Raw genomic sequence first — 15,417 nt, 5'->3', positions numbered from 1 at the left:
GCCACCGCCATTCGATGGTCGGTTCGAGGGCAGCCCGTCGTCGTTGGACGGACCCGGCCGTCCCGTTGGCTAACCTGGCTGTGTGGAACTCGAGACCTTCGCGGCGCAGCTGAGCTTTCCGCTCGATCCCTTCCAGAAGGAGGCCTGCCGGGCGCTGGAGGCGGGGCACGGGGTGCTGGTGTGTGCGCCGACGGGCGCGGGCAAGACGGTGATCGGCGAGTTCGCGGTGCACCTCGCCCTCACCTCGGGGCGAAAGTGCTTCTACACCACCCCGATCAAGGCGCTGAGCAACCAGAAGTACTCCGATCTGGTCGACAGGTACGGCAAGTCCTCCGTCGGGCTGCTCACCGGCGACCTGAGCATCAACCCCGAGGCGCCGGTGGTCGTCATGACCACCGAGGTGCTGCGCAACATGCTGTACGCGGACTCCCCGGTGCTGCGCGGGCTCTCGCACGTGGTGATGGACGAGGTGCACTACCTGGCGGACCGGTTCCGCGGCGCCGTGTGGGAGGAGGTCATCCTGCACCTGCCCGAGGAGGTCCGCCTGGTGAGCCTCTCCGCGACCGTCAGCAACGCCGAGGAGTTCGGCGCCTGGATGGAGACCGTGCGCGGAGACACCGAGATCATCGTCGACGAGGTCCGGCCGGTGCCGCTGTGGCAGCACATCATGGTGGGCCGCAGGCTCTTCGACCTGTTCGACCACGATGCGCAGGTGGCGGACAGCAACGCCAAGCTGATCGTCGACCGCGAGCTGGTGCGGCACCTCAAGCAACGCCAGGCGCTGGACCGGGCCGACTCGTGGCAGCCACGCGGCCGCGGTCGCGGTGACCGGGGCGCCTCGAGCAGCAACTTCCGGCCGCTGGCCCGCCCCGAGGTGATCGCGCGCCTCGACGAGGAGGGCCTGCTGCCCGCGATCACGTTCATCTTCAGCCGGGCGGGCTGCGATGCGGCGGTCGCCCAGTGCCTGCGGTCGCGGCTGCGGCTGACCACCGAGGAGCAGGTCGAGGCGATCACCGCGATCATCGACAAGCACACCGGTGAGCTGCCGCGCGCCGACCTGGAGGTGCTCGGCTACTGGGAATGGCGGGAGGCCCTCGAACGGGGCATCGCCGCACACCACGCCGGGATGCTGCCCGCGTTCCGGCACACCGTCGAGGAGCTGTTCGTCAACGGGCTGGTCCGGGCCGTGTTCGCGACCGAGACGCTGGCGCTCGGCATCAACATGCCCGCCAGGACCGTCGTGCTCGAACGTCTGGTCAAGTACAACGGCGAGACCCACGCCGAGCTCACCCCCGGCGAGTACACCCAGCTCACCGGCCGGGCCGGCAGGCGAGGCATCGACGTCGAGGGCCACGCGGTCGTGCTGTGGCAGCCCGGGATCGAGACCACCGAGGTGGCCGGCCTGGCCTCGACCCGTACCTTCCCGCTGCGGAGTTCGTTCCGGCCCGCGTACAACATGTCGATCAACCTCATCGAACGGATGGGAGCGGCGGAGTCACGCTCGCTGCTGGAGCGGTCCTTCGCGCAGTTCCAGGCGGATCGGTCGGTGGTCGGGATCGTCCGCACGATCGAACGCAACCGGGTGGTGCTGGCGGAGCTGAGCGATCAGCTCGGCGGCGCCGACGGCGAGTTCTTCGAGTACGCCCAGCTGCGGGAGCGGGTTCGCGCCCGCGAACGCCAGCTGGAGAAGCAGGGCCGCACGGACCGCAGGCAGGACGCGGTGAGCTCCCTGACGGCACTGCGCCGCGGTGACGTCATCGCGATCCCGGTCGGCCGCCGGTCCGGGCTGGCGGTGGTACTCGAGACCGATTCCGATCCGAACGATCCGCGTCCACTGGTGCTGACCGAGGACAAGTGGGCCGGGCGGATCTCCGCGGCCGACTTCCCGGCACCCGCCAAGTCACTGGGCAGCATGCGGCTACCCCGCCACGTCGACCACCGCACCGCCCGCAGCCGACGGGATCTCGCCTCCGCGTTGCGCAGCACCGGGATCGTGCCGCCGGGCCGATACAGCAAGCGGAAGTCGCCCGCGGCCAGTGATCGCGAGCTGGCGACACTGCGGCGGGCGTTGCGTTCACACCCGTGCCACACCGCGCCGGATCGAGAGCAGCTCAGCCGGATCGGGGAACGGTACAACTCACTGGCCCGCGAAACGGAGACCCTGCGGCAAAAGGTCGCGGCGACGACGAACTCGTTGGCCCGCACCTTCGACCGCATCGTCGCGCTGCTGGCCGAACGCGAGTACATCGAGGAGGAGGGACACGGGATCACCGAGAACGGGCAGCGACTGAGCCGGATCTATTCCGAGAGCGACCTGCTCGTCGCGGAATGTCTGCGAGGCGGCCTGTGGAAGGGCCTCGGACCGGCCGAGCTGGCGGGTGTGGTGTCGACGATGGTCTACGAGTCGCGGCAGGACGGCGACACCGGTGACCGCGGCCCGACCGGACCGTCGCGGCACGCGCTCACCCGGACCTTGCAGGTGTGGAGCGAGCTTCGCGCGGACGAGGTTCGGCACAAGCTGCCGCTCACAAGGGAACCGGATTTCGGCTTCGTCTCGGCGATCTACAAGTGGGCGCGAGGGGAACCGCTGGTGGACGCGCTGCTGGCGGCGGGTGATCGTGGACAGGCGCTCTCGGCAGGCGATTTCGTCCGGTGGTGCAGGCAGGTGATCGATCTCCTGGACCAGGTGCAGTCGACCGCGCCCGACCGCGAGGTGCGCGCCGCCGCGACCAAGGCGGTGCACGCCATCCGGCGGGGTGTCGTGGCCATCGACGCGGCCTGATCGGGCCGAAGGTGATCGGATTCGACGGCTTCTCGGACAGCCACGCCGCTTGACCCCGGGGTGACGAGCCCCGGGGGACTACGGTGTACCTCAACACAACCTTCAGGGGAGGCAACGATGAGTGGCCCGGTCGGACCCAGCCAGCCAGACGAGCACGGGGCGCCAAGCGAGGACCAGCCCGGTGCCGGTGAGCAGTCACCCGCCGAGGCCGCGACCACCGGAGCCGAAACTCCGGAGGCGGCAGGCGAACCGTCGCAGCCGGAGAGCGGGCCGACGCCACAGCAAGGTGGCGACCAGACACAGCAGTTCCAGTGGCCGCAGCAGGCCGGTGCGGAACCGACCCAGGCGTATCCGTCTGCGCAGCAGCCGTATCCGGGTGTCGAGCACCCGCAGGCGCCGCAGCAGTACCCCGGCCAGCAGTACCCACAGCAGCAGCAATGGAGCCAACAGGCCTGGGGCGCACAGCAGCCCGCCCAGCCCCAGCCCGGCGCCCAGCCGCAGTACCCCGCGTACTCCGCTCCGCAGCAGCCGTATCCAGGTCAGCCGCAGTACCCCGGACAGCAGTACCCGGGGCAGCAGCAGTACCCCGCCCAGCCCCCGAGCGACCAGCAGCAGTGGAGCCAACAGGCCTGGGGCGCACAGCAGCCCGGTCAGCCCCAGACCGGCGCCCAGCCGCAGTTCCAGGCCTACAACGCGCAGCAGCAGCAGCAGCAGTATCCCGGCCAGCCCGGTCAGTATCCGCAGGGCGGATATGCCCAGCCCGGTCAGCCGCAGTGGGGCGCACCGGTCGCGGGTCAGCCGGGAGGCGGTTCGTCGAAGCTCCCGCTGTGGATCGCGCTCGGCGTCGGCGCGGTCGTGGTGCTCGGCGTCATCGCCGCGATCGTCGGCATGACGCTGGTCGGCGGCGACACGTTGGACCGGGCCGCGGCCGAGCGGGGCGTCGAGCAGGTGCTGACGGGCTCCTACGGCATCAAGGACGTCGACGACGTGACCTGCCCCGCCGACCAGAAGGTCGAGAAGGGCGAGAGCTTCACCTGCGAGCTGACCGTCGACGGCGAGCCGCAGCAGGTGACCGTGACCTTCACCGACGACTCCGGCACCTACGAGGTGAGTCGGCCGACCAGCAAGTAGGACAGCTCCCTGCTGAGCCCTACAACCCCATTGCGCATCAACATTCTGTTGACAACAGAATGTTGATGCGCTGAGGTGGGGTGGTGTCGTTCGATGATCATGATGATGCTGCCGACCTCGGCCGCGCCCGCGTTGTCGTCGACGAGGCCGGTGCCGCCGGCCTCGCCAGGCGCCCGTGGCAGCATCCCGGCCAGCCGGCGTCCGACGGTGACCTGGTGCGGTTCACCGCCTGGACCGCTCGCGATGCGCGGACCACTGATCCCGCGGTCGTGGGCGCGGGGTTGCGCCTGTTGGCGTCCGCGCGAGCGGAGCTCGACCAATCCGAGGCCGGATTGCTGTTCGCCGCACGGGGAGCCGGGATGACGTGGACGCAGATCGCAGACGCACTCGGGCTGAGTTCGGCGCAGGCCGCCCAGCAGCGGCTCAACCGAGTGCTCACGCGAGTGACCGGCCCGGACACGGAGTCCTGACCGTGCTGGTTCCGCTGAGCCGAGCCGATGAGCGGTCCGGCGCCAAGGCCGCCACCCTTGCCAGGCTGGCGCGCGAGGGATTTCGGGTGCCTGCCGGGTTCGTGATCGAGGACGCGCTCGGTGACGACAGCTGGGCCGGGGAACTCGAGACCGCCCTGCCCGAGTTGGGGAGCGGAGCGTTCGCGGTGCGCTCCTCCGCGCTCGTGGAGGACGGTGTCCATGCGTCGTTCGCCGGCCAGTTGGACACCAGCCTCGGCGCCACCACCGCGGTGCAGGTGGCCGAGGAGGTGCGGCGCATCGCCGCCTCGGGCACCAGATCTCGCACCGTCGCGTACGCCGCTCGGACAGGTCGGTCACCGCGGCCGGTGGAGCCGGTGATCGTGCAGGCGCTGGTCCGCCCCCAAGTAGCCGGAGTGTTGTTTACACGAGACCCCGTCGCCGGCACCGGCCAGGTGGTGATCGAAGCGCATCCCGGGCTGGGCGAGTCGGTCGTCGGCGGCAGTGTCACCCCGCAGAGGTGGATCGTCGACGGCCACCGGGTCGCCCCCGCCGCGAACGCCGTCGCCCAACCCGTCCTGACGGTGACGCAGGTGCTCGCGCTCGCCGAGACGGGGCGCCGGATCGAGGCGTCGTTCGGGTGTCCACAGGACATCGAGTGGGCCATCGCCAACGGCACGGTGTGGGTGCTGCAAGCACGTCCCATCACCACATCGGGGGCAGCACCCGGCGCACCGTCACCCCACATCGCCGGAACGGCGTTGCTCGCAGGCACGCCTGCCGGCCCCGGCATCGCGGCCGGGCCCGTTCGAGTGATCGGCCGGCTCGACGACTTCACCCGATTCCGCGGCGGCGACGTGCTGGTCTGTCGTACCACCTCGCCGGCGTGGACTCCGCTGCTGGCCCGCGCTGCGGCGGTCGTCACCGAGATCGGCGGCGTTCTCGCCCACGCCGCGATCGTGGCGCGCGAGTTCGGCATCCCGGCCGTCACGGCGGCCGCCGGCGCGACGGCCGTGCTCGCCGACGGAATGCGCGTCATCGTCGACGGCACCAACGGCACGGTCACCACCGAACGGTCCGGGCACAGTGACCATCCCGAGCACACCGCGGAGAACACATGAGTGGCGCCACACCCATCGACGTTCTGGTGCTGCACGCGGTCCGGACTCTCGGTTACGCCGACGCCGCCCGTATCGCCGACCGCCTGGGACTGCCCGAGGACGAGGTGCGTGAGCACCTGCTCGACGCTCAGGCCAGGGGCTGGATCACCCTCTCCGCCTTTGCCGGTGACGAGGGCTGGTCGCTGACCGAAGTCGGCAAAGCTCACGGGGAACGCCTTCTGGCGGCTGAACTCGATGCCGCAGGCGCCCGTGCGGCTCTCGAGGGGATCTACCGGGACTTCCTGCCGCACAACGACGTCATGACCGCGGCCTGTACCGCCTGGCAGTTGGCCGAGATGGGCATCAGTACGCACACCGTGACCATCACCCAGACGATCGCGGCACTCGAAGGTCCCGCGGCCGCGCTGGCCGGACTCGAGGATCGCCTGACGGCCCACCTCGAACGGTTCTCCGGCTATCACCGGCGTTTCACCGACGCCCTGCTCAACGCGCGCACCGAGGCCTCCTGGATCACCGGTACCGATCGCGACTCCTGCCACGCGGTGTGGTTCGAGCTGCACGAGGACCTCGTCGCCACCCTCGGCCTGACACGCTGACCACACGCGAGCCACAACGGGTTGCCATCCGGCCCTGTGGATCCCGCTACCCGCAAAACAGCCCTCGGGAACTCGTGGCTTGACCTTGACCCGAGGTCAAGGTGCACCCTTCATCGCATGACGACTTCGAACGCGAGCAACTCGGGCACTTCCACCTGGACCGGCATGGTGCCGGTCGACGACACGGCACTGGCCGTGACCGACACCGGCGGCACCAGCCGTCCCGTCATCTACCTGAACGGGTCCTACGCCGACACCAAGCACTGGCGGTCGGTGATCGCCGAACTCGGTGACGAGTTCCGGCACATCACCTTCGACGAGCGGGCCCGCGGCAAGTCGGAGCGGTCCGCTGACTACTCCTTCGAGGCGTGCCTGCGCGACATCGACGCCGTCCTCGAGGCGACCGGGGCCCAGCAGCCGATCGTGGTGGGCTGGTCGTATGGCGCACTGCTCGCGGTGCACTGGGCCGAGCGCAATCCCGGCCGCGCCATGGGCGTGGTGTCGGTGGACGGCGCGATGCCGTACGGCATCACCGGCGAAGAGGCCCGGGAGCGCATCCGGAAGCTGTTCCGCCGCATGCGATTCCTGATGCCGGTGGCGCGCCCGCTCGGCTTGTCCGCGCGAATGACCGCGGAGCAGCACGCGGACGTCAATATCGAGGCCAACGAGCTGCACGCCGCCCTCGCGCCGGTGCTGGACCGGGTGAGCTGCCCGGTACGGTACGTCCTGGCCACGGGCGCCAACCTGGGTGGCGGCGAGGAAGAGATGGCAGCGGTGCGCGCCTCGCTCGATCCGGTGCTCGCTCGGAACTCGAACATCGAGGTGAGTGCGCGCGTCGCCAGCAATCACTCCCACATTCTGCGCAAGGACTTCCTGGCCGTCGCGGACGCGGTACGTGAGGTCGCCGCCCTCGACGATCACCAGGCAAGCTGAGCAGATGATCAACGGAGTCACCATCGGGCAGGCGGCGGTATTCGCAGGCGTGACGATCAAGACAGTGCGGCACTACCACAAGCAGGGGCTGGTCGAGGAACCGGAACGCGATAGCTCCGGCTACCGGCGGTACGGATCGGGCGACCTGTTGCGGCTGGTCCAGGTGCGGACCCTGGCCGGAGCCGGTGTGCCACTGGCCGAGATCGGGCCCCTGCTCGACGCCGACGCCACGCTGTTCGCCGCCGCACTCGCCGACGTCGAGCGGAACCTCACCGAACGCATCGAGGAGCTGATCGCCCGGCGCGACACGCTGCACCGGCTCGCCGACGGTGACCGGGCCATGCTGCCCGACCGCGCCGTGGCGCTCCTGGACCGGATGCCCGGCCTGGGTCTGACCGCGGACGACGTGGCGGCCTCCCGAGAGGGCCTGGTGCTGGCCAAGGCATTGGTCCCCGAGGGTTTCGACGACTACCTCACCCATGTCGAGCACGCCCTCGAAGACACCCAGTTCGTCGCCCTCAACAAGCGGGCCTTGGAAGCCGCGGCCTGGGAACCGAACGATCCCCGCATCGAGGAGCTCGCCACAGCCATGGCCGACCACTACCTCGCCAACCCCGCACTGCTGAAGATCGTGACCGGCCTGCAGGCCCGCACCGAGGCCGCGGCCCGGTACAAGCTGATCCGCGACTACGGCGAGGAGCAGGCATCGGCCTCGGCCCGGCTGACCACGCTCTTCGAGGCCAAGCTCCGCTCCGCAGGCATCGACATCCCCGGACCGAACTCCCACTGACCGAGCACTACTCGGTCTTTCAGCCCGGCTCATTTCGGCCGCAGGCACTTCACCGGCCGGGTCCGCCGACCCCGCCGCTCATTTCACCCATCAGAGGAGTACAGCCATGCCCGCATTCCAGACCCAGGAACCAATCGCCGTCACCGTCGACGTGCTCTGCGGTGACGTCACGGTGGTCGCCTCGGACCGTACCGACACCGTCGTCGAGGTCCGGCCAACCGATGAGTCCAGCACCGAGGACGTGCGCGCCGCCGAGCAGACCCAGGTCGATTTCGCCGCGGGCAGCCTGACCGTGAAGACGCCGCGAGGGTGGCGGACCCACACCCCGTTCGGCGGCAACCCCTCGATCGAGGTGACCATCGAGGTGCCCACCGGCTCGCGTCTCGATGCAACTGCCGGTGTGGGCAGATTGCTGGGTATCGGCGAACTCGGCGAGCTTCGACTGGAGACGTCCGCCGGCGACATCACCGTCGAACGCCCGCGCGGTTCGGTGACCGCGCGAACCGCCAAGGGCGACATCCGCATCGGCGAAGCAACCCGCGGCGAGCTTCGACTGGAGACGTCCGCCGGAGAGCTGGAGGTGGCTATCCGCCCCGGCAGCGCGGCGCGGCTGGAGACCACCGCTCAGTACGGCACCGTGCAGAACCTGATGGAACCGGTCGACCGGCTGCGGACGAACGGGGACACCGTGCACGTGTACGCGCGTAACGCGTTCGGCAACATCATCATCCGGCACGGCGCCGCCTAGGGCTACCCGCCGTACCCGTTCCGCGGCGCGGCCATCGCCTTGGTCAGCCGGCCGATCGACGCCCCGATGGCCAGTTCGTCCGCGAGCGCCTCGAGCCGGTCCGGGTCCACAGGGGCGACGGGCAACGGGTCGGGGCGCGACATCTCGACCGCCGCGTCGGTGGCCACCCGAACCACCGGGAGCGCGGCGTCGAGATAGTCGGAGGCGGCGGTGAGCTTGGCCCGGATCCCCTTGGCCAGACCGGACTCCGGATCACCGACGGCCGCGCGCAGCGCCTCGACCGACCCGTACTCGAGCAACAGGGACGAGGCCGTCTTCTCGCCGACCCCCTTGACGCCGGGCAATCCGTCGGAGGGGTCGCCGCGAAGCAGGGCCAATTCCGCATACCCGATGCCAGGGCGATGCGCGGGCACGCCGTACTTCTCGGCCACCTCGACGGGACCGAAGAGTTCGGCCTTCGACAGTCCACGCCCGACGTACAGCACCCGCACCGGCACCGGATCGTCGGCGACGACCTGCAACAGATCCCGGTCGCCGCTCACCACCACGACGGTGTCGGCGCGTTCGCGGGCGGCGAGGGTGCCGAGCACGTCGTCCGCCTCGAAGCCCTCGGCACCGGCGGTCGCGATACCGGCCGCGGCCAGCACGTCGAGGATCATGTCGACCTGCGGTGTCAGCGTGTCCGGCACCTCCTCGACGTCGGGACCCACCTCGGTCTCGATCGCGACGCGATGGGTCTTGTACGAGGGCACGGCGTCGACTCGGAACTGCGGGCGCCAGTCCAGATCGAGGCACACCGCCAGCCGCTCGGGCTGATGCCTGGTGATCAGCGAGGCGACCATGTCGGTGAATCCGCGGACGGCATTGACCGGTCGCCCGTCGCGGGAGGTGAACGATTCGGGCAGCGCGTAGTACGCGCGGAACCACAGGCTCGCGCCATCGAGCAGGAGCAGGGGGCCAGTCATGGCCCTCATCCTGCCAAACCGAACTAACCTGAGTGGCATGAGTTCCCACGGCGGTTCCGCGAGCACCCCATCCGATAGTCCAGAAGCGCAGGCGCCAGCGCGTTTCCCGACCGCGATCTACGCGGAACGCCTGCGCCGGGCGGCCGAACTCACCGCGGCAGCGGGGCTCAACGCCCTGCTCATCACCCCGGGCCCGGACCTTCGGTACCTGCTCGGTTCGCGGGCGGATTCCTTCGAGCGGCTCACCTGCCTCGTCATTCCCGCCGACGGATCCACGGCCTCGGTGGTGGTTCCACGGCTGGAGTTGGCGGCGCTGGGCGATTCCGCGACGGCGGAACTGGGCCTGACGGTGCGGGACTGGGTGGACGGTGTCGACCCGTACGCCCTGGTCGCGTCGGGATTGCCCTCGCCCGCACGGACGGCCGTCGCGGACGCGATGCCCGCGCTGCACGTCATCCCGCTCACCGCGGCCTTCGGCGCACCGCCCGTCCTGGCCACGGACGTGCTCCGCGAACTCCGGATGATCAAGGACCCCGCCGAGATCGATGCGCTGCGGCGCGCGGGTGCGGCCATCGACCGGGTGCACGCCCGGATGGCGGAGTGGCTCCGGCCCGGCCGCACCGAGGCGGAGGTCGCGGCGGACATCGGGGCCGCGATCATCGAGGAGGGCCACACGGCGGCGGAGTTCATCATCGTCGGCTCCGGTCCGCACGGGGCGGACCCGCATCACGAGGTCTCGGATCGGACGATCGAATCGGGCGACGTCGTCGTCGTCGACATCGGCGGTCCGGTCGAGCCCGGCTACAACTCCGACTCGACCCGCACCTACTGCCTCGGTGAACCCACCGCCGAGGTGGCCGCCCGGTTCGCCGTGCTGGAGCGGGCGCAGCGCGCCGCCGTCGACGCCGTTCGCCCCGGCGTCACGGCCGAGTCCGTGGACGCCGCCGCCCGCGACGTGCTGGCCGCGGAGGGCCTCGCGGACGTGTTCGTGCACCGCACCGGTCATGGGATCGGCCTCTCGGTCCACGAGGAGCCCTACATCGTGGCGGGCAATCGCATCGAGCTCGCCGAGGGCATGGCCTTCAGCATCGAACCGGGTATCTACTTCCGCGGCGCCTGGGGCGCCCGGATCGAGGACATCGTGGTCGTCACCGCCGACGGCTGCGAGCCGATGAACTCCCGTCCGCACGGACTGACGGTGCTCGGGGACTGACCCTGCGGTTCCCCGCGGTAGGTCCCGGCCGAGGGGGACCATGCTGAATGGGTTGCGCGACACGCACCCCGACCGCGGGAGGCGTCGTCATGCCTGCTTCCTCACCGACGAGGAAAGGACCCGGATCGATCCGTGCGGGTGGACTGGAGCGGCAGCCCGAACACCAGCCGAACCCCGCCGAGCGGGCTGTCCTCGAACCGGGCCGCGCCACCGTGCAGCTCGGCCTGCTGACGGATCAGCGCCAAACCCAGGCCCGATCCGTCCAGCGCCGCACCCGTGCCGCGACGGAATCGTTCGAACACGGCGTCACGCTCACCCAGAGGTATGCCGGTGCCGTCGTCCGTCACGGTGACGACCACCTCGTCCGCATCGGCGAGTGCCGCGATCTCGATCATTCGGGCGCCGCCGTGCCGAATCGCATTGGAGACGGCGTTGTCCACCGCCAGCCGGAGGCCTGCGGGGAGCCCCATGACAGTGAGGACCGGCGGAACATCGAGTCGAATGTCCACACCAGGATGGGTTCGGATCGCATCCTGGGCCGCCCGGTCCAGCAGTTCGGCCAGGTCGACCTGCTCGAAATCCGCTTCAGATGACAGCTCACCCGCCGCAAGCCGCTCGAGCGCACGCAGGGTGGCCTCCACCCGCCGCTCGGTGCGTAGCGCGTCATCGAGGATCTCCTGCCGCGTGGCGGCGGACAGATCCAGCGTCGTGGCCACCTCGAGGTTTGTACGCATCGCCGTCAGCGGTGTGCGCAGCTCGTGGGCGGCGGCGGCAGCAAAGTCGCGTGCGGTCGCCAGCGCCGACGCGGTGCGAGCGCGCTCGGCCGCGTTCGCGTCGAGCAGCGACCGCAGCGCCGACGCGAGCTCCTCGGCTTCCCTCGCCCCCGACACCCTCGGCGACGGTGCTTCCGGATCGACGCCCAACCGACGTGTCTGTTCGGCCAGACGGCGTAGTGGCCGTATCGCGACCCCCGCGAACAACCAACCCAGCGCGGCCGCCACCACCACCGCGCCGCAGCCGATGATCAGCATCCACCCGTGCAAGCCGTCGATCGTGGCCCGGACCGGGGCAGTCGGTGCGCCGATCGAGATCGTGGCTCCGAGCCCGCTGAGCACCTCGGCCGTCCGCACCCGGTACCGCACCCCGTCGGCCGTCGCATCGTGCCAGCCGACCTGGGATTCGGGCAGCTGCGTGTCGGTCGAGGAGAGCACCAGGTCGCCGGCACGCAGCGTGCCCGCGTACCCCGGGGGCAGCGACGGCAACGGCCCCTGTAGGACCCTCAGGCTGGTCAGGTTGGCCGCGGCCACCTCGGTGACCGATTCCAGTTTGCTGTCGAGCTGGGACGCGACCTGTCGGTCGATACCGAACCACGCGACCCCGCCGAGCAGCAGCACGACCAGCGCCGTGCCGAGGGCCGCCGCAGCGGTGACCCGCAGCCGCAGCGACACCGGCCCATGTCGCGCGGTCATCGGTCCCGCAGAACGAATCCGATGCCGCGTACGGTGTGCAGCACCCGGGGAGCGCCGTCCGATTCGAGCTTGCGGCGCAGATAGCTGACGAACACGTCCACCACGTTCGTCTCGGTGTCGAAGTCGTATCCCCACACCGACCGCAGCAGCGTCTCGCGGCTGTGCACGATCCCGCGGTTCTCGGCCAGCGTCGCGAGCAGATCGAACTCGCGCTTGGTCAGGTGTACCTCCCTGCCTTCGACGTAGGCCCGACGGCCGAGCAGATCGATCGCGACCGGGCCGATCGTCACAGTCCCGTCGCCGGACGCCTGCTCCGATACCGGTCGACGTCTCAGCAGGGCACGAATCCGCGCGACCAGCTCGCCGAACTCGAAGGGTTTGATCATGTAGTCGTCGGCCCCGGCCTCGAGGCCCGCGATCCGGTCGTCGACCGCACTGCGGGCACTGAGGACACACACAGGAACGTCGTTGTGCACGGCGCGCAGCGCCTTCACCACCCCCACCCCGTCGAGAATCGGCAGGTTGAGGTCCAACACGACCAGGTCCGGGTCGTGTTCGTCCACGGCGCGCAGGGCGGCCGCCCCGTCCGCGGCCGTGACCACCATGAAGTCCGAAAGTTCCAGGCCGCGCCGGAGCGCGGTCTGGACATCGGCATCGTCCTCGACGATCAGTACCTTCTGAACCGCCACCACTCCTTCATCTTGCAGCGTCCGGACGGCTGTCGCCGTCCAATGCGCGCTCAGGCCGCGACACGTCGAGCGCTCAACAGATTCTCGACCGAGTCGGCCCACCGGAGGTAGTCCTCGGTCCACTGCAGCGCCGGTTCGGTGGCGAAGAGGAGGACGTCGACCTCGTCGTTCGGTGTGGCACCGGGGAACACGGACGCCAGCCACCCCCGGCCCGGCTCGGTGACGATTACCTCCCGGCAGTTCTCGTCGGACGCGAGAATCGCGTCCAGCCCGCGCATTCGCAGCTCCGCGGTCGTTGCGGTGACACAACGCCGTTCCCGGCCCAACCTCCGAATACCCGACATGACGCCTCCTGGTCGCTCAGAACTTCTTGCTCTCCAGGTGAATTCGATTCTCCGAAGAGCTCGTATCGATAGCCTAGGGAGGCGAATTTGTGGTTCCGTTGCGAGAGATTAAGGACTCTGTGAGAGTCCGCGACCACGTCGAGCCGGGTACCGTGCCACGCATCAGCCGTTCCGTCGTCGGCGCTGGTGGTCACCGGCACCGACGCAAGTCAGAGGCCGAGCGCGGTGACGGCGTTCCCGTGCAGGCCCGCGTGCTGGCGGGAGTAGATCGCGATCATCCGCTGATCGGTGTGTCCGCTCTGGGTCATGATCTGCTCGGCGCTGGCATCGTTGCGGACCGCCTGGGTGACGAATCCGGCCCGGAGGCTGTGCCCGCCGAGCAGGGCCACGAATTCCTCCGCGTACCCGGCCTCGACCGCGCGGCGTTGGATCATCGACGCGATCGCCTGTCCGGACAGCGCGTTCGCGCCAAGGGCTCCGGTGCGGTGCACGGGACGAAACAGTGGCCGGACCGCCGCCTCGGGGCGACCACGGACACCGCGGCAGCAGTGGTCGAGGGGTTCGGTGTCGGGCTCGGCGAGCAACGCGCTGACCGCGGTTTTGCCGTCCCGGTCCCACGCGTCCAGCACCGCTCGCCACCGCCAGTATGCGCACACCGGGCAGGTGACCTCGGCTTGGCCGTAGGGGAGCGTGACCGTGCGACCGGCCGCGGCCTGGTCGGTCTTCGACCGGCGGATCGTCACGTACAGTCCGTCCGCCCGGTGCGGGACGACGTCGCCCACCGCGAGCCCCGACAGTTCCGATCGCCGCATCGCGCCGGTCAGTCCGAGCAGCAGCAACGCGGTGTCACGCCGCTCGGCCGCCCGGTCGGCCCACGAGCCGTGTGCCGACCGGGCACGCATGGACTCGACGATGCTGCGGATGTCGGCGGTGAGCAGCGGCTCGCGACGAAGCGGCGGTGTGGCCCTGGTACGGGCGATACCACGCAGGATCTCGCGCACGGCGGAGGACTGCCCCGGCTTCGGATGGCCTGCGAGCGAATGGATCTTGTTGATCGAGGCGACCCAGCGCGTCATCGTCGACGACGCGTAGGCGGGCCGGCCGTCCTGGCGGACCTCCGAGGACTTCTCGGTCAGGAACCAGCCGACCAGGTCGGGGGAGGCGGGTAGCGGTGCCCGCCCGACGCGGTCACACCACCGGGTGAAGCACGTCCAGTCGCTCAGTTGCGCGGCGCGGGTGTTGGGGGAGACGGACTCGACGCGCAGTCGGTGCATCGCCGCGGCCGCGTCGGCGGGGACCACGAGGGCACCCTGCGCGGCGTCGCCGGCGATGAGGGGTTCGAGTTCGGCCGCCACACAACAGAAGATACGTCAGCGATGCGGGTTCGACCCCGCGCCCCGGCGCCGTGGAGAGCGGCGCCGGGACAAGAGCTTCGGATGTTGCTAGCTGCCGTTCTGCAGGACCCTGGTGATGGTGTCGCCGAGAACATCGGACACCGAGCCGGTGGAGCTGAGCTGGCCTTCGGCGGAGCCAAGGCCCGCCATGTCGAGGCTGCCGGTGGTGGCCTCACCCGGGTTGGGGAGGCGGACGGTGAAGCACGCGGTCAGGTTCGGCATCTCGTTGGAGACACCGACGGTGCCGGCCACGCCGGTGCCGCCGCTGGTGATCTGCGAGCCGATCGAGGCGTTGCCCGGAACCTTGTAGGTCATCTTCAGCGTGACCGGGTTTCCGGAGTTGACGAACCAGCCCGTGCTGGTGACCTTCCAGCCGCTGCCGTTCTTGGTGGGCGTGACATCATTGGTCACCTGCCCCTGGGCGAAATGGTAGGCGGTGACGGTGGCCTTGACCGGCGCGCCGAAGCCGGCGGGCGGGATGTCGTTGATGGTGTTGACGTACGGGTTACCGATACCGGTGGTGGAGACCACCGTCGTGTAGGTCACCTCGGTGCCGCCGGCCGCCTCGGCGGATGAGACCGTCTTCGAATAGTTGTGCGTGATGCCCCAGGTGCTGATGTCGTTCTTGCTCGCCTGGCTGCTCTGGTTGCAGGTGCCGGCCGCGCCGGCCGTGCCAGCGCCGAAGCCGACACCCACGGTCACGCCGGCCACGACGAGGGCACCGGAGGCGGCGGCCGCGGCAACGCGGGCCATCGAGGATCGGGACATACAGATC

Annotated in this window: 15 protein-coding genes; 9 read left to right on the top strand and 6 right to left on the bottom strand. The window is 70.0% G+C overall.

What is annotated here, in order from left to right:
• Window positions 1-82 precede the first annotated feature (82 nt).
• From BR31_RS0113210 to BR31_RS0113175, 8 genes are all read left to right on the top strand, one after another.
• Window positions 83-2,782, top strand: coding sequence for a DEAD/DEAH box helicase (locus tag BR31_RS0113210; protein ID WP_027501385.1), 2,700 nt, complete (start codon window positions 83-85; stop codon window positions 2,780-2,782).
• 117 nt (window positions 2,783-2,899) lie between these two features.
• Window positions 2,900-3,913 (top strand): DUF4333 domain-containing protein, encoded by a 1,014-nt coding sequence (locus BR31_RS28525; protein ID WP_037176532.1) that lies wholly within the window; start codon window positions 2,900-2,902, stop codon window positions 3,911-3,913.
• An 83-nt stretch (window positions 3,914-3,996) separates the two neighbouring features.
• Entirely contained in the window at window positions 3,997-4,383 is a 387-nt protein-coding gene (locus tag BR31_RS0113200; RefSeq protein ID WP_027501384.1) for a hypothetical protein, read from the top strand.
• Between the two features lie 2 nt (window positions 4,384-4,385).
• Entirely contained in the window at window positions 4,386-5,501 is a 1,116-nt protein-coding gene (locus BR31_RS0113195) for a PEP/pyruvate-binding domain-containing protein (protein WP_027501383.1), read from the top strand.
• Window positions 5,498-6,097, top strand: a complete 600-nt coding sequence (locus BR31_RS0113190) for a hypothetical protein (protein ID WP_027501382.1) — start codon at window positions 5,498-5,500, stop codon at window positions 6,095-6,097. Before BR31_RS0113195 ends, BR31_RS0113190 begins: the two co-directional genes overlap by 4 nt.
• 117 nt (window positions 6,098-6,214) lie before the next feature.
• Complete coding sequence (locus BR31_RS0113185) at window positions 6,215-7,030, top strand: alpha/beta fold hydrolase (protein WP_027501381.1); 816 nt, start codon at window positions 6,215-6,217, stop codon at window positions 7,028-7,030.
• Between the two features lie 4 nt (window positions 7,031-7,034).
• Window positions 7,035-7,820, top strand: coding sequence for a MerR family transcriptional regulator (locus BR31_RS0113180; protein WP_027501380.1), 786 nt, complete (start codon window positions 7,035-7,037; stop codon window positions 7,818-7,820).
• A 106-nt stretch (window positions 7,821-7,926) separates the two neighbouring features.
• The gene (locus BR31_RS0113175) at window positions 7,927-8,568 is read left to right on the top strand and encodes a DUF4097 family beta strand repeat-containing protein (protein WP_027501379.1); all 642 of its coding nucleotides are present in this window, start codon (window positions 7,927-7,929) and stop codon (window positions 8,566-8,568) included.
• Window positions 8,569-8,570: 2 nt separating this feature from the next.
• Here BR31_RS0113175 and BR31_RS0113170 read toward each other — a convergent pair whose 3' ends face one another.
• Complete coding sequence (locus tag BR31_RS0113170) at window positions 8,571-9,533, bottom strand: 5'-3' exonuclease (protein WP_027501378.1); 963 nt, start codon at window positions 9,531-9,533, stop codon at window positions 8,571-8,573.
• A gap of 37 nt (window positions 9,534-9,570) precedes the next feature.
• Here BR31_RS0113170 and BR31_RS0113165 point away from each other — a divergent pair, with 37 nt between their 5' ends.
• On the top strand, window positions 9,571-10,746 hold the full coding sequence (locus BR31_RS0113165; RefSeq protein ID WP_037176529.1) for a M24 family metallopeptidase: 1,176 nt from the start codon (window positions 9,571-9,573) through the stop codon (window positions 10,744-10,746).
• 101 nt (window positions 10,747-10,847) lie between these two features.
• On the opposite strand, the gene BR31_RS28520 is transcribed toward BR31_RS0113165, so the two are convergent.
• The 5 genes from BR31_RS28520 to BR31_RS0113140 all read right to left on the bottom strand — a co-directional run bounded on the left by BR31_RS28520 (window position 10,848) and on the right by BR31_RS0113140 (window position 15,410).
• Window positions 10,848-12,215 carry a sensor histidine kinase gene (locus BR31_RS28520; RefSeq protein ID WP_081830451.1) on the bottom strand — a complete coding sequence of 456 codons (1,368 nt, stop codon included), beginning with the start codon at window positions 12,213-12,215 and terminating at the stop codon, window positions 10,848-10,850.
• Window positions 12,212-12,907 (bottom strand): response regulator transcription factor, encoded by a 696-nt coding sequence (locus BR31_RS0113155; protein ID WP_027501376.1) that lies wholly within the window; start codon window positions 12,905-12,907, stop codon window positions 12,212-12,214. Before BR31_RS0113155 ends, BR31_RS28520 begins: the two co-directional genes overlap by 4 nt.
• Before the next feature lie 47 nt (window positions 12,908-12,954).
• Window positions 12,955-13,182 carry a hypothetical protein gene (locus BR31_RS31080; protein WP_027501375.1) on the bottom strand — a complete coding sequence of 76 codons (228 nt, stop codon included), beginning with the start codon at window positions 13,180-13,182 and terminating at the stop codon, window positions 12,955-12,957.
• A 275-nt stretch (window positions 13,183-13,457) separates the two neighbouring features.
• Complete coding sequence (locus tag BR31_RS0113145) at window positions 13,458-14,603, bottom strand: site-specific integrase (protein ID WP_231496474.1); 1,146 nt, start codon at window positions 14,601-14,603, stop codon at window positions 13,458-13,460.
• A gap of 87 nt (window positions 14,604-14,690) precedes the next feature.
• Entirely contained in the window at window positions 14,691-15,410 is a 720-nt protein-coding gene (locus BR31_RS0113140; RefSeq protein WP_027501373.1) for a hypothetical protein, read from the bottom strand.
• Window positions 15,411-15,417: the final 7 nt, after the last annotated feature.

The sequence above is a fragment of the Rhodococcus sp. UNC363MFTsu5.1 genome, assembly GCF_000686785.1.
GTDB classification, from domain to species: domain Bacteria; phylum Actinomycetota; class Actinomycetes; order Mycobacteriales; family Mycobacteriaceae; genus Rhodococcus_G; species Rhodococcus_G maanshanensis.
The sequence above is the reverse complement of the archived record's forward strand: the minus strand, read 5'-3'. Positions and strand labels throughout refer to the sequence as shown.

Coding starts and splice junctions, on each gene's coding strand:
- BR31_RS28525 (WP_037176532.1), top strand. CDS start 2,900: ATGAGTGGCCCGGTCGGACCCAGCCAGCCAGACGAGCACGGGGCGCCA.
- BR31_RS0113165 (WP_037176529.1), top strand. CDS start 9,571: ATGAGTTCCCACGGCGGTTCCGCGAGCACCCCATCCGATAGTCCAGAA.
- BR31_RS31080 (WP_027501375.1), bottom strand. CDS start 13,182: ATGCGCGGGCTGGACGCGATTCTCGCGTCCGACGAGAACTGCCGGGAG.
- BR31_RS0113175 (WP_027501379.1), top strand. CDS start 7,927: ATGCCCGCATTCCAGACCCAGGAACCAATCGCCGTCACCGTCGACGTG.
- BR31_RS0113140 (WP_027501373.1), bottom strand. CDS start 15,410: ATGTCCCGATCCTCGATGGCCCGCGTTGCCGCGGCCGCCGCCTCCGGT.
- BR31_RS0113185 (WP_027501381.1), top strand. CDS start 6,215: ATGACGACTTCGAACGCGAGCAACTCGGGCACTTCCACCTGGACCGGC.
- BR31_RS0113190 (WP_027501382.1), top strand. CDS start 5,498: ATGAGTGGCGCCACACCCATCGACGTTCTGGTGCTGCACGCGGTCCGG.
- BR31_RS0113170 (WP_027501378.1), bottom strand. CDS start 9,533: ATGACTGGCCCCCTGCTCCTGCTCGATGGCGCGAGCCTGTGGTTCCGC.
- BR31_RS0113180 (WP_027501380.1), top strand. CDS start 7,035: ATGATCAACGGAGTCACCATCGGGCAGGCGGCGGTATTCGCAGGCGTG.
- BR31_RS28520 (WP_081830451.1), bottom strand. CDS start 12,215: ATGACCGCGCGACATGGGCCGGTGTCGCTGCGGCTGCGGGTCACCGCT.